Origin of the sequence: Roseateles amylovorans, from assembly GCF_025398155.2 — a bacterium.
In the GTDB taxonomy this organism is placed as follows: domain Bacteria; phylum Pseudomonadota; class Gammaproteobacteria; order Burkholderiales; family Burkholderiaceae_C; genus Roseateles; species Roseateles amylovorans.
Map to the genome: position 1 here is coordinate 5,737,061 of NZ_CP104562.2, position 11,990 is coordinate 5,749,050.

The 11,990-nt window shown below is 67.6% G+C and carries 12 protein-coding genes and 1 pseudogene; 3 read left to right on the forward strand and 10 right to left on the reverse strand.

Features of this window, described 5'->3' with window-relative positions; genetic code table 11:
* Window positions 1-23 precede the first annotated feature (23 nt).
* A complete protein-coding gene (gene lipB, locus N4261_RS23745; protein WP_261757702.1) occupies window positions 24-692 on the reverse strand; it encodes a lipoyl(octanoyl) transferase LipB in 669 nt (222 codons plus the stop codon).
* A 233-nt stretch (window positions 693-925) separates the two neighbouring features.
* On the opposite strand from lipB, the gene N4261_RS23750 reads away from it, so the two are divergent.
* On the forward strand, window positions 926-1,648 hold the full coding sequence (locus N4261_RS23750; protein ID WP_261760834.1) for a tetratricopeptide repeat protein: 723 nt from the start codon (window positions 926-928) through the stop codon (window positions 1,646-1,648).
* Between the two features lie 235 nt (window positions 1,649-1,883).
* Here the strand turns inward: N4261_RS23750 and N4261_RS23755 are convergent, their stop codons facing one another.
* The 7 genes from N4261_RS23755 to N4261_RS23785 form a co-directional block, all read right to left on the reverse strand.
* A complete protein-coding gene (locus tag N4261_RS23755; RefSeq protein WP_261757703.1) occupies window positions 1,884-2,174 on the reverse strand; it encodes a YbeD family protein in 291 nt (96 codons plus the stop codon).
* A 22-nt stretch (window positions 2,175-2,196) separates the two neighbouring features.
* Window positions 2,197-3,078: an aminotransferase class IV gene (locus N4261_RS23760; RefSeq protein WP_261757704.1), complete on the reverse strand. Its 882-nt coding sequence runs from the start codon at window positions 3,076-3,078 to the stop codon at window positions 2,197-2,199.
* 119 nt (window positions 3,079-3,197) lie between these two features.
* Window positions 3,198-4,361, reverse strand: coding sequence for a D-alanyl-D-alanine carboxypeptidase family protein (locus N4261_RS23765; RefSeq protein WP_261757705.1), 1,164 nt, complete (start codon window positions 4,359-4,361; stop codon window positions 3,198-3,200).
* A 14-nt stretch (window positions 4,362-4,375) separates the two neighbouring features.
* Window positions 4,376-5,011: an alpha/beta hydrolase gene (locus tag N4261_RS23770; RefSeq protein WP_261757706.1), complete on the reverse strand. Its 636-nt coding sequence runs from the start codon at window positions 5,009-5,011 to the stop codon at window positions 4,376-4,378.
* Between the two features lie 171 nt (window positions 5,012-5,182).
* Entirely contained in the window at window positions 5,183-5,506 is a 324-nt protein-coding gene (locus N4261_RS23775) for a (2Fe-2S) ferredoxin domain-containing protein (protein WP_261757707.1), read from the reverse strand.
* Window positions 5,503-6,816, reverse strand: a complete 1,314-nt coding sequence (locus N4261_RS23780) for a VanZ family protein (protein WP_261757708.1) — start codon at window positions 6,814-6,816, stop codon at window positions 5,503-5,505. Before N4261_RS23780 ends, N4261_RS23775 begins: the two co-directional genes overlap by 4 nt.
* Window positions 6,817-6,823: 7 nt before the next feature.
* Window positions 6,824-7,252, reverse strand: coding sequence for a CopD family protein (locus tag N4261_RS23785; RefSeq protein WP_261757709.1), 429 nt, complete (start codon window positions 7,250-7,252; stop codon window positions 6,824-6,826).
* A 232-nt stretch (window positions 7,253-7,484) separates the two neighbouring features.
* Between N4261_RS23785 and hemB the strand changes: the two genes are divergently transcribed.
* Both hemB and N4261_RS23795 read left to right on the forward strand, forming a co-directional pair.
* Window positions 7,485-8,489: a porphobilinogen synthase gene (gene hemB, locus N4261_RS23790; RefSeq protein WP_261757710.1), complete on the forward strand. Its 1,005-nt coding sequence runs from the start codon at window positions 7,485-7,487 to the stop codon at window positions 8,487-8,489.
* 14 nt (window positions 8,490-8,503) lie between these two features.
* Window positions 8,504-9,592 carry a magnesium transporter CorA family protein gene (locus N4261_RS23795; protein WP_261757711.1) on the forward strand — a complete coding sequence of 363 codons (1,089 nt, stop codon included), beginning with the start codon at window positions 8,504-8,506 and terminating at the stop codon, window positions 9,590-9,592.
* A 46-nt stretch (window positions 9,593-9,638) separates the two neighbouring features.
* Here N4261_RS23795 and ybeY read toward each other — a convergent pair whose 3' ends face one another.
* Both ybeY and N4261_RS23805 read right to left on the reverse strand, forming a co-directional pair.
* Window positions 9,639-10,085, reverse strand: coding sequence for an rRNA maturation RNase YbeY (gene ybeY / locus N4261_RS23800; RefSeq protein WP_261757713.1), 447 nt, complete (start codon window positions 10,083-10,085; stop codon window positions 9,639-9,641).
* An 857-nt stretch (window positions 10,086-10,942) separates the two neighbouring features.
* Window positions 10,943-11,905 (reverse strand): annotated as a pseudogene (locus N4261_RS23805) (PhoH family protein); the annotation flags it as partial.
* Window positions 11,906-11,990: the final 85 nt, after the last annotated feature.

Genomic DNA, 11,990 nt, shown 5'->3' on the forward strand with positions numbered 1-11,990 from the left:
CGCAGGCGTGCTCCGTCGCAGGCTCAGGGGCTCAGTTGGGCGTCGAGACGCTCGCCGAACCGCCGGGCCACCATGGCCCATTGCGTGAAAACCCCGAGTGTACCGAGGTCCACCGTCTCCAGCCCCGCATAGCCGCAGGGATTGATGCCCTGGAAGGGCTTCAGGTCCATGTCCACATTGAGCGCCACCCCGTGATAGGTGCAGTGCCGGCTGATCTTGATGCCCAGCGCCGCCACCTTGCCCAGGCCCCTGAAGGGATCGGCCGGATCGGTCGGCCCGGTCAGGGCGGCATGCGCACCTGGATCATCCAACCGCACATAAATCCCGGGCGCACCCGCGACTCGGTGGCCGGTGATGCCGAAACTCTCCAGCGTCTGGATGACCGCCGTCTCCAGGCGGAAGACGTATTCCTTGACGAAGATCCCCAGCCGTTTGAGATCGACCAGCGGATAGGCCACCACCTGCCCGGGCCCGTGATAGGTCACCTGGCCGCCGCGGTTGGTCTGCACCACCGGGATGCCGCCGGCGTCCAGCACATGGTCCGCCTGCCCGGCCAGGCCCTGGGTGTAGACCGGATCGAATTCGCACAGCCACAGCTCATCGGGCGTGTCCGGCCCGCGTTGGTCGGTGAAGGCGCGCATGGCCTCCAGGGTGGCCGCGTAATCGACACGGCCCAAGGTCTTGATCAACATGTCGGCATGCTAGCGGCGATGGGCCTAGGATGAGCGCTGTCGGGACATTCCGGAGCACTGTCATGCCGTCCGAAATCACGTTGTCGCCTGTGGGATCGTCGCACGCTGCCTCCGCCTCGGCGTTTGCCCCGGCGCTTGCCCCGGCCGCTGCCCCTGCCGGTCGCCGCGCACATCGAAGGCGCGGCGGTCACGACCTCCGGGCGCGGCCACCGATCGCCGCCCTCTTGCTGGCAGTGGGAACGGTGCTGGGTGTCCCAGCCCCCGCCACCGCAGCCGACACCGCGGGCCGCGCACCCGCTACCGCATCGGCCGCTGCCTCGGGCCCTGCGGCGGCGGCACGTGGGTCGGTCGCCTCACCGATCGCGCGCGTCACGCTGGCCACCGCCTTGAACGCCTACGAGCGCGGCGACCTGCGCGGCGCAGAGCGGCAATTCCGGCTGCTGTCCCGCCAAGGCCTCGCGCTGGGTGACTACAACCTGGCGATGATGCATCTGAGAGACGAAGTGCCGCACCCGGACAAGCAGACCGCCCGCATGTTGCTGGAACGCGCCGCGTCCCGCGGATTGGTCCGCGCGGAACTCACGCTCGGCCAGTTCCATGAACAAGGGGAAGGCGGCGCGCCGGACCTGGTCCAGGCCCAGCAGTGGTACTTGAAGGCGGCCGCCCATGGCAGCGTGGACGCCCAGGTCGCCGTGGGCACGGCCTTCTATCTGGGACGCGGTGCGGCGCTCGACATGACCCAGGCCGCACGTTGGTATCGCGAAGCTGCCAACGGCGGGGATGTCGGTGCGCAGTACCTCATGGCCTCGATGTACGAGACGGGGCTGGGCGTGGACCGCGACCTCCGGCTGGCTCGCTATTGGTACGAGGCGGCGGCGCGCAACGGCGATATCGCCGCGGCGGCCAAGCTGAAGGCTGTGGACGCCGCGTTGGCGGAGGCGGCCGGCACGGTGTGATCGGGCAGAACGCAGGTCCCAGGCGGCGAGCGGTCAGCACCGACAGCAAGGACGCCGCGCCAGGACGGACCGCGCAGACAACGCAGAGAACGCAGAGATCGCAGACAACGAAACGGGCGCCCGAAGGCGCCCGTCGTGTGCGATGGACCTGACGTGAGGGTCCTCGCGAGGATCGTCGTGAGACTGGCCGTGTCCGGTCACACCGAGGCGCCTCAGCGCCCCGCCGCAGACAGCCTCAGAACACCACCCGCACCATCGGATGCGAGGTCAGCGTGCGGTAGAGCTCATCCAACTGCTCGCGGCTGGTGGCCGTGATGGTGATGGTGATGCTCAGGTAGTTGCCGCCGCTGCTGGGCCGGTGCTCGACCGTTGATTCATCGAAGGTCGGGTCGAACTGACGCGCCACCGCGACGATGGCCGCCGGGAAGCCCTCCACATGCTTGCCCATCACCTTGATCGGGAAGCGTGACGGGTATTCGATCAGCGACTGATCGGGCGGAATCGGGGCATTGAAGGCGGTGGTCATGATGGAAGCCAGATGGAGATGGTCAGATGCTTTGCAAGAGTTTGGCGCGCTGGTAGCCCTCATAGAGCCGGGCATACACCGGGCCGGGCTTGCCGCGCAGCGACCCGTGGCCGACCGGTTCGTGATCCAGCCGGGTGACGGCGACGACCTCCTTGGTCGCGGAGGTCAGCAAGATCTCGTCGGCGGTGGCGAGCTCGGTTTCGGCTATGGGGCACAGGTTGTAGGCGATGTCCAGTTCCTCGCACAGCTCGCGCATCAGTTCGATGCGAACGCCCTCCAGCAGCAGCTCGCCGGGCGCAGGCGCCAACAGCGCACCGTCCCGCACGATCCACACATTGCTGGATGAGGCCTCGGTCAGGAAGCCGTCGCGGATCAGCAAGGTCTCGTCGGCGCCTTGGTCGGCAGACATCTGCCGCGCCAGCACGTTGCCCAGCAAGGAGATGCTCTTGATGTCGCCGCGCTGCCAGCGGAAATCGCGAGCCGTGGTGCAGGCCAGGCCCTGGTGCCGTTGCTCGGTCGTCAGTGCCTGCTGCGGCGAGGTGTAGGCCAGCACGGTGGGTTCGAGGTCGCGCGGCATCACATGGTTGCGGGGCGCCACGCCCCGAGTCACCTGCAGGTAGATCCACTGGTCCTCGGCATCGGGCAGATGCTGCACCAGGCTGCGCAGGAGATCCAGCCAGGCCTCTCGCTCGTACGGATCCTCTATGCGCAGCGCCTTGAGGCTGCGGGCCAGCCGGTTGAGGTGGTCGCTCACCCGGAACAGCCGCCGGCCGTAGACCGGAATCAGCTCATAGACCCCGTCACCGAAGAGGAAGCCCCGATCCATCACCGACACCTGCGCTTCGCCGAGGCGGCTCAGGTGCCCGTTCAGGTAGCAGGGCAAGTCGTTCCAGGAACTGGTCATCGGCATCTCCCGCACAGCGACAGGCCGACTGTACGCCGCCCCGCGCCCTGGGGATCACCCTGCGGCGGCCCTAAGCCGCCGCAGGTCATGCCGGATTGGAATGTCGACGAAGCGAGCGCTTATTTGATCCAGAGGCGCATCGCATCCCAGGCGCGGCCGAAGATGCCGGCCAGCGGCACCTCCTGCTGCACCACCAGTGGCACCTCGGTCACCGCCGCACCTCCGGCGGTCGTGACCTTGAGCGTGCCCACGCGCTGGCCCAGCGCCAGCGGCGCGACCAGCGGGTCGGTGCGCTGCACCTCGGTCTTGAGCTTGCTGCCCTCGCCGCGCGGCACCGCCACAAACACCGGCCCGGCGGCGCCCAGCTTGGCTTCGTCGCTGGTGCCCTTCCAGACCTTGGCGGTGGTGATGGCCTGCCCCTGTTCGAACAGCTTCACCGCGTCGAAGGCGGCATAGCCCCAGTTCAGCAGCTTCTGGCTTTCGGTCGCACGGGCTTCCTTGGAGGCGGTGCCCATCACCACGCTCAGCAGGCGGCGCTTGCCGTTGGGCACGTCGCGCTGGGCGCTGGCGGCCAGGCAATAGCCGGCCGCGTCGGTGAAGCCGGTCTTGCCGCCGTCCACGCTCGGATCGCGGGACAGCAGCAGGTTGCGGTTGGGCTGGCGGATCTTGTTGTAGGTGTAGTCGCGCTTGGAGTAGTAATCCGCGTAGTACTGAGGAAAGTCCTGGATGACATGCGCGAAGACCACGGCGATGTCGCGGGCGCTGGTCTTGTGTCCGGGCTCGGTGATGCCGGTCACGTTCTTGAAGCTGGTGTTCTTCAGGCCCCAGGCCTGCGCCTGGCGATTCATCATCGACACGAATTGCTCGACCGTGCCGCCGACGCCCTCGGCCAGCGCCACCGACGCGTCATTGCCCGACTGGATGATCATGCCGCGCAGCAGCTCATCCACCTTGGGCGTCATCGTGGTGTCGATGAACATCAGCGACGGATCGCCCTTGCGCTCGTCCCAGGCCCGCTTGGACACGGTCAGCGTCTGCTCCAGCGTCAGGCGCTTGGCCTTGAGCGCATCGAAGACGATGTAGGCGGTCATCAGCTTGGTCAGCGAGGCGGGATCCTGCGGCACATCGGCCTCGCGTTCGGCCAGGGTCTGATGCGTGGTCAGATCCAGCAGGACATAGTTGCGCGCCGCGATCTCGGGCGGTTGCAGCGCCTGGGCCTGCGCAGCCACGGACAACAGCAGGCCCGCGCCCAGGACCAGCACGTGGGAGAAGAGTCGTTTCATTTCGGAGGAGTTCCTCAGGCCCGCGCCGAGCCGGCGGAATGCCAGCTGCGCAGCACCAGGTTCTTGAGCAGCGGCAACTGCCCATGGAAGAAATGCCCGACACCGGGCACCACGATGACCGGCAACGCCTGTGGGCGCGCCCAGTCCAGCACCGCCGTCAGCGGCACCACATCGTCTTGTTCACCGTGGATGACCACGGTGTCGGCGGGCACGGTGGCCACGCCGAAGCGGCTGGCCGCCGGGCCGACCAGCAGCAGCCGCTCGGCCGGCTCCGCCAGTCGCAGCGCGGCCTGCGAGGCCACGAAGCCGCCGAAGGAAAAGCCCGCCAGCGCCAGCGGCAGGGCCGGATCGCGGAAGGCCTCGACCACGGCCAGGGCATCGTCGACTTCGCCGCGGCCTTCGTCCCAACCGCCTTGCGACTGGCCGATGCCGCGGAAATTGAAGCGCACCGCGCGATAGCCGAGCTGAACGAAGCCGCGGGCGATGGTCTGCACCACCTTGTTGTCCATCGTCCCGCCCTGGGTGGGGTTCGGATGGCAGATCACCACCACGCCGCGCCTCGGGCCGGCATCGACCGCTGGCTCATCGATGGCGCATTCGATCTCGCCGACGGGGCCGGCGATCTGCCGGCGCTCAGTGTGTGCGTTCATGGGGAAGTCTTGGGCAGAGTAGACGAGACGATCAGGCCCGCATCATCGGGCAATGCAGGGTGGACGAGGCCCTCTGCAGCGAACGGCCTCCCCTTTTGACAGCGCACGGTGCGCATGCCCGCATGCCGGCGAGCGCGATCCTGATCCGCGGAGAGCAGCAGCACCGCTCCTTCAGCGGCCGACCGCATCCGGCAGCACCAGCCGATCCACGACTTCACCGTGCTTGAGGTGCCGCTCGACGATCTCGTCGATGTCGCTCTGGTCGACGAAGCTGTACCAGACCGCGTCCGGATACACCACCGCCACCGGCCCGCCCGCGCAGCGATCCAGGCAACCCGCCTTGTTCACCCGGACACCGCCCTTGCCGGCCAGGCCTTCGGCCTTGACGCGCTTCTTGCAGTGATCGAAGGAGGCTTGCGCATCATGCTGCGCGCAGGCGTTCTCCCCTTCCCGCTGGTTCAGACAGAAGAAGATGTGGCGCTGGTAATAGCTCATGGCTTGATTGTAGGTTCGGGGTTTTCACCGACGGTCGGCGTGTGCGATCTGTCACGCGGCTCGACGCGCTCGGCGATCGGCATGCCTGGGTGGAAGTCACCGGGGGTGACCGCCGGGGTGCCTCGGTCATCGTGCATCCCCTCGGACAGGGGCTTGGGGAGGCGCTCCGGCAGGTCCTCAGGCAGAACGTCCTGCACCGAGTGAAACACCTGGCGGGGCCGATCGCTCTGGGTCACACCGTACAGCAGCCAGGCCAACGCGGCAAAGGGCCAGAGCCAGCCGATCCATTGGGCCAATCCATAGAGATTGACGAAGCGCCCCTGCTCCCAGGCTTGCAGGTTCTCCAACAGATAAGGATCCGCCGGCGCTTCGGCCACCAGCGCGATGAGCGCGGTCAGCACCACCAGACCCCAGGCCGCATTGGCGCGTCGCGACATCCAGGCCGCCATCAAGGCCAATGCCACGCCCGCGCCAAGGCCGGGTCCGGTGGCGGGGGTCAGCCAGGCCCAGACATGATCGGGACCGAAATTCAGCAGCGTCGACCAGGCGGTGCCGAGCATGCCAAGCGCGGCCGCCCCCACCACCAGCGCCAGCCGGCGCTTGCCGGGCCGCGCGACGGACAGCGCCAGCAGGCACGGCGCCAGCACGCCCATCGCAATGGCGATGGCCTCCAGGCCGGGCGGCAACGGGAGATCGAGCGGCACCTCGTCGGCGGTCATCTGCCAGGGTGTGTTCTCGAGCATCGCGCCGGCGAGCTCACGCAATCGCGGCAGCAACTGGCCCAGGCCGAGCGGCACCGGCGCGGGATACAGCAAGCCGATCGGCCACAGCGCCAGCAAGGCCAGCGCGCCCGCGCTGTGAGGCACGAACCAGCGCTCGCGCCAGCCGGTCCAGCGGGCCAGGCCGCCGAAACGATGCAGGCCCCAGGCGCAGAGTGCCCCGATCCAGGCACCGGCGCTGTTGAGCAGGAAGTCAGCCAGCGAGGGCACCCGGCCGGGCAGGAAGTACTGCAGCGTCTCCATGGAGAACGACAGCAGCGGCAGGCCCACCATCGACAGCAGCAGCGCGCCGGCGGTCCGGCCCCCGCTGCGGATGACCGCTGCGAACGCCAGCAAGCCGAGCGGCCAGTAGCCCAGCGCATTGGCCCAGAGGTCAAACCGTCCCCAGTAGCGCGGCCACGGCAGCCCCACCATGCCGGGCCACGGCAGGCTGGGCGGCACGCGCCAGGGCCAGAAGGGATACAGGCTGGCATAGACCACCAGCAGGCCGTAGCACAGGGCCAGCCAGGTGGCGGAACTGCGCCGCTCCATCGTCAGATCAGAACGGTTTGACCACGACCAGGATCACGATGGCTGCGAACAGCAGCACCGAGACCTCGTTGAACACCCGGAACCAGCGGTGGCTGCGGCGGTTGGCCATCACCTCGAAGCGGCGCAGGGTGGCGCGGCACACATGGTGATAGCCGATCGCGGCCACCACCAGCGCCAGCTTGGCATGCATCCACCCATTGCCCGTGCCGCGACCGATGCCGTAATGCAGCCACAGCGTCAGGCCGAACACGAGTGCAATCAGCATCAGGCCGGTGCTGAAGCGGTAGAGCCGATGCCCCATGAGCAACAGGCGCTCACGTTCCGCATGGCTGTCTGCCGGCACCATGGCCAGGTTCACGAAGATCCGCGGCAGATAGAACAAACCGGCGAACCACGCCGACACGAAGATGATGTGAAACGCTTTGATCCAGAGCATTCGTGCATTATCGACGCGGCGAAAAAAAACCCCGGCTTCACAGCCGGGGTTGGAAAGCCTTATCGCTGTCATCACGTTAAGGCTCCTGCTCAGGGAGGAAAAGCAGGGAATGACAACCGAGCGGCTATCATTCAGGAGCGACTTTAACAGATCTGCCGAATTTCGATCCACAGCTCATTTGCCGCAGAGCCCCCCTTAATTCGGTGGCATTTCTCGGAATACGTGAAGAACCATGCAGTTGCCCGCCCCCTTCCCCGCCAGCCGTCCCCGCCGCCTGCGCCGTGACGCCTTCACCCGCGCCCTGGTCCGCGAGCATCGCCTGCATGCCAACGACCTGATCCTCCCGGTCTTCGTGCATGAGGGCGAGAACCGCGTCGAGCCGGTGGCCTCCATGCCTGGCGTGTCCCGGCTGAGCCTGGACCGGCTGATCCCGGTGGCCAAGGAATGTGTCGCATTGGGCATTCCGGTGATCGCGCTGTTTCCGGTGATCGATGCGTCACTGAAAACCCCTGACGGCATCGAGGCGACCAATCCGAACGGCCTGGTGCCGCGCGTCGTCCGGGCCTTGAAGGAACAGGTGCCCGAACTGGGCGTGCTGACCGATGTCGCGCTCGATCCCTACACCAGCCACGGCCAGGACGGCGTGCTGGACGAGGCCGGCTACATCCTGAACGACCGCACCGTCGAACTGCTGCGCCAGCAGGCGCTGGTGCAGGCCGGCGCGGGCGTGGACATCGTCGCGCCGAGCGACATGATGGACGGCCGCATCGGCGCGATCCGTCAGGCGCTGGAAGAAGGCGCGCACATCCACACCCGCATCATGGCCTACAGCGCCAAGTACGCCAGCGCCTTCTACGGCCCGTTCCGCGACGCCGTCGGTTCGCGCAGCAACCTCGGCAAGGCGGACAAGAAGACCTACCAGATGGATCCGGGCAACAGCGACGAAGCGCTGCGCGAAGTCGGCCTGGACCTGGCCGAGGGCGCGGACATGGTCATGGTCAAGCCCGGCCTGCCCTACCTGGACATCGTGCGCCGCGTGAAAGATGAATTCCGCGTGCCCACCTTCGCCTACCAGGTCAGCGGCGAATATGCGATGGTCAAGGCCGCCGCCGCCAATGGCTGGCTCGACCATGACGCGGTGATGCTGGAATCGCTGCTCGCCTTCAAGCGCGCCGGGGCCGACGGCATCCTGACCTACTTCGCGCTCGAGGCTGCGCGCCTGCTCAAGGACGCCTGATCGCAGGCCGGCCCATGCGCATCTTTCATCTGAGCGAGAGCCGCTACCAGGAGCTCTCCGAGTTGCCGGAATCGATGCCGGCGGACGGCTTTCTCTGGATCGGCCTGCCGCGCCGCGAGTTCGAGCTGCACCTGGGCACCGTGCAGCAGCGGCTGCTGCGCTGGACCGGTGCCCAGTTGCTCGACCTGCATGTGTCGGACCTGATGAACCAGCAGTTGCCGTCGCACTTCGACTACACCAGCCTGTACGACCTGATGGTGTTCCGGCGCCTGGCCGCGCTGCCCGGCACCACGCCGGGCGACGATGAGCCGCGCACCGCGGCGGTGGTGGATCGCGCACTCAAGGCGATCGACACCAGCCCGGTGGGCTTTGCGGTGTTCGATCGGGTGCTGATCACCGTCCATCCGGGCGAATGCACCCTGCGCGACTATTTCGCGACCAAGCTCGGCGCGCAGCAGGAAGGCCGCGACCTGCGCGGCAGCGCCCGGCTGCCCACCAGCCCAGCGGAGCTGATGCTGCGCATGGTGAATCACATGGTGGACAGCTACCTGGACCTGCGCCGGCTACTCACCCGCCAGCTGACCACGCTGCAGCAACTGCTGCTGGACCGGCACAGCCAGTTCCGCGACTGGGCGGTGGTGCTGGTGGCCCGGGATGCGCTGTCCAAGCTGGAGGACACCTGCGAGGATCAGCGCAGCGCCGTGCAGGAATGGATCGACGCCCTGGGCGAATGGCCGATCGGCGATGAGCATGCCGAGCGCGAGCGCGAACTCCTGCGGGTGCGCTCACGCGATGTGCTGGAACACATCGAACGGGTGCTGACCCATGTGCGGCGGCTGGAGTCCTCGGCGGAGAGCGTGGTGCAGATGCACTTCTCGCTGACCGGCGAGCGCGCCAACAACATCATGCGCACGCTCACCGTGCTCACCGCGATCTTCCTGCCGCTGAACCTGATCACCGGGATCTTCGGCATGAACTTCGACACCCTGCCGCTGATTCATCGGGATACCGGCTTCTGGATCGCCGTCGCCCTGATGGTGATGATTGCGCTGGGCCTGGGCGGCTTCTTCTGGCGCAAGCGCTACCTGAGCACGCATCAGTAGCTGGGCGGCTCGCCCAGAAACGGGAGCTCGGCGAGCGGGCGCGCCGTCAGTGGCGCAGATACGGATCGCCGAAACCGAGGTCGCGCATGATCTCGCTTTCGCGTGCTTCCATGGCGGCGGCTTCGTCGTCCTCTTCATGGTCATAGCCCTGCGCATGCAAGGTGCCATGGATCAGCATGTGGGCGTAGTGAGCGACCAGGTCCAGGCCCATCTCGCGGGCCTCACGCTCGACCACTTCGGCACAGATCACCAGGTCCGCCGCGACCACCGGCTCATGGCTGTAGTCGAAGGTCAGGACGTTGGTCGCATAGTCCTTCTGGCGGAAGTCGTGGTTGAGGCTGCGGCCTTCCTCGGCATCCACGATGCGCACCGTGATCTCGCCAGGCCGCTCCAGCGCGGCACGCATCCAGCGGATCACCTTGTGGCGTGGCAGCAGGGCCTTGTGACGGGGGTCGGCAAATTGCAATGAAAGCGTGAGATCGGGCTGGCTCATCAAGCCGCTCCCTTGGCGGTAGGTTTGCTGCGACGGGCAGGCGCCCCGACCGCCGATTGGCGGGGCCGTTGGCCCGAGCGGACGGCCGTTGAAGAGACCGAAGCTGTCTTCTGACCTGAGGTCCGCTGTTTCGCCGTAGTCTGGCCCACTGTCTTCTGGTTTCCGGATGGCGGCGTCGCGGTGGCGCTTGCGGCGGCGCGCTTTCGCGCAGCGGCCGGGCTGACGGATGGGCTCGATCGTTTCGCGGCGGCCTTGGCCACGGCTTGGCCTGACGCATGGCCAGTCGCCGGCACCTCGGCGGCCACCTTTCCGACCTTTTCGACCTTGCCGGCCTTGCCTGTATTGCTGGCCTTGCCTGTATTGCTGGCCTTGCTGGCTTGAGCCGACGCGGAGGATCGCGAAGCTGCGGTCCCCTTCGTCGACGTCTTGGCCGCGGCAGCCGAGCCGCGGTTTGCCCGGCTGGCGGACCTGACGGACTTGGCAGGTTCGGCGGCGGTGACCCTCCTCGCCTTGGCTGCAGTCACCGACACGCCCGAAGCGCTCGAAGCGCTCGATCTGCTCGACGTCCGTGCCGCTCCAGACTTCTTGGCGGCCGCGACAGCCGCCACCGGGCGCTCCGCCACGGATGCGCCGTCCACGGACCTGGCGCGTGGAGCTTGGCGGCCCGAGCCCGATCCTTGGAGACTGGTCGCGCGCTCGGAACCTTTCCCTGACGTGCTGCGCCCTGCCGACGAGGGCGCAGGCGGGGCGGCTTCGGTCGGCTGACCCACCTTCGAGGGGACCGCCTCCACCACTCGAAGGGCCGCGACCTCCGACTCGCCCGCAGCGGCGCGTGCATGTGCCCTTGCCTCATCCACCTCCTGCCGAGCCTGCCGTTCCTCGTACGCCTGAACGATCCGCGCGACCAGCGGATGGCGTACCACGTCGGCCCGGGTGAAGCGGGTCATCGCAATGCCGTCGACACCGTCGAGCACCCGCTGCGCATCCACCAGGCCGCTCATCATCCCGCGGGGCAGGTCGATCTGGCTGGTGTCGCCGGTCACCACGCACTTGCTGCCGAAGCCGATGCGTGTGAGGAACATCTTCATCTGTTCCGGCGTGGTGTTCTGCGCTTCATCCAGGATGACAAAGGCGTGATTCAGCGTGCGGCCTCGCATGAAGGCCAATGGCGCGATCTCGAGCTGACCCTTGTCGAAGGCCTTGGTGACGCGGTCGAAACCCATCAGGTCGTAGAGCGCGTCATACAGCGGCCGCAGATAAGGGTCGACCTTCTGCGCCAGGTCGCCCGGCAGGAAGCCCAATCGCTCGCCCGCCTCGACCGCGGGGCGGGTCAGGATGATGCGCTGCACCGAGGACCGCTCCAGCGCGTCCACCGCGCAGGCCACCGCGAGGAAGGTCTTGCCGGTGCCGGCCGGGCCGAGTCCGAAACTGATGTCGTGCGACAGGATCTGCCGGAGGTACTGATGCTGGTTGGGCGTGCGCGCGGCCAGGTCGGCGCGGCGGGTGCGCAGCACGAGCTCGCTGCCGCCGCCTTCCTGCGCCGCCGCCTGGGGCGCGGCGACATCGCCGGCGGCCTCGACGATCGCCAGCCGAAGGCTTTCGGCCGGGATGGGGCGGTCGGCGCGGGCATAGAGCAGGGTCAGCAGGGACAGCGCCCGCTGCGCGGCGGGCTTGTCGCCCTCCAGCTGGAAGTGCTCGCCACGATGGGCAATGCGGACATGCAGCGCGGCCTCGATCTGGCGCAGATGCTCGTCCAGCGTGCCGCACAGATGGGCCAGGCGCCGGTTGTCGGCGGGGGTGAAAGCGTGGCGCAGGTTCAAGACGGCACAGGCTCCGTATTCAGGGGGGTTGAGGGCGCTATTGTCGCGCGCGGACACGTCGCGGCGCTTGCCGACCTGCACAATC

What these genes read in the sequence shown, in the direction of transcription:
- lipB (WP_261757702.1), bottom strand. Translation starts at nt 692, where the DNA reads ATGTTGATCAAGACCTTGGGCCGTGTCGATTACGCGGCCACCCTGGAG.
- N4261_RS23755 (WP_261757703.1), bottom strand. Translation starts at nt 2,174, where the DNA reads ATGACCACCGCCTTCAATGCCCCGATTCCGCCCGATCAGTCGCTGATC.
- N4261_RS23760 (WP_261757704.1), bottom strand. Translation starts at nt 3,078, where the DNA reads ATGACCAGTTCCTGGAACGACTTGCCCTGCTACCTGAACGGGCACCTG.
- N4261_RS23765 (WP_261757705.1), bottom strand. Translation starts at nt 4,361, where the DNA reads ATGAAACGACTCTTCTCCCACGTGCTGGTCCTGGGCGCGGGCCTGCTG.
- N4261_RS23770 (WP_261757706.1), bottom strand. Translation starts at nt 5,011, where the DNA reads ATGAACGCACACACTGAGCGCCGGCAGATCGCCGGCCCCGTCGGCGAG.
- N4261_RS23775 (WP_261757707.1), bottom strand. Translation starts at nt 5,506, where the DNA reads ATGAGCTATTACCAGCGCCACATCTTCTTCTGTCTGAACCAGCGGGAA.
- N4261_RS23780 (WP_261757708.1), bottom strand. Translation starts at nt 6,816, where the DNA reads ATGGAGCGGCGCAGTTCCGCCACCTGGCTGGCCCTGTGCTACGGCCTG.
- N4261_RS23785 (WP_261757709.1), bottom strand. Translation starts at nt 7,252, where the DNA reads ATGCTCTGGATCAAAGCGTTTCACATCATCTTCGTGTCGGCGTGGTTC.
- hemB (WP_261757710.1), top strand. Translation starts at nt 7,485, where the DNA reads ATGCAGTTGCCCGCCCCCTTCCCCGCCAGCCGTCCCCGCCGCCTGCGC.
- N4261_RS23795 (WP_261757711.1), top strand. Translation starts at nt 8,504, where the DNA reads ATGCGCATCTTTCATCTGAGCGAGAGCCGCTACCAGGAGCTCTCCGAG.
- ybeY (WP_261757713.1), bottom strand. Translation starts at nt 10,085, where the DNA reads ATGAGCCAGCCCGATCTCACGCTTTCATTGCAATTTGCCGACCCCCGT.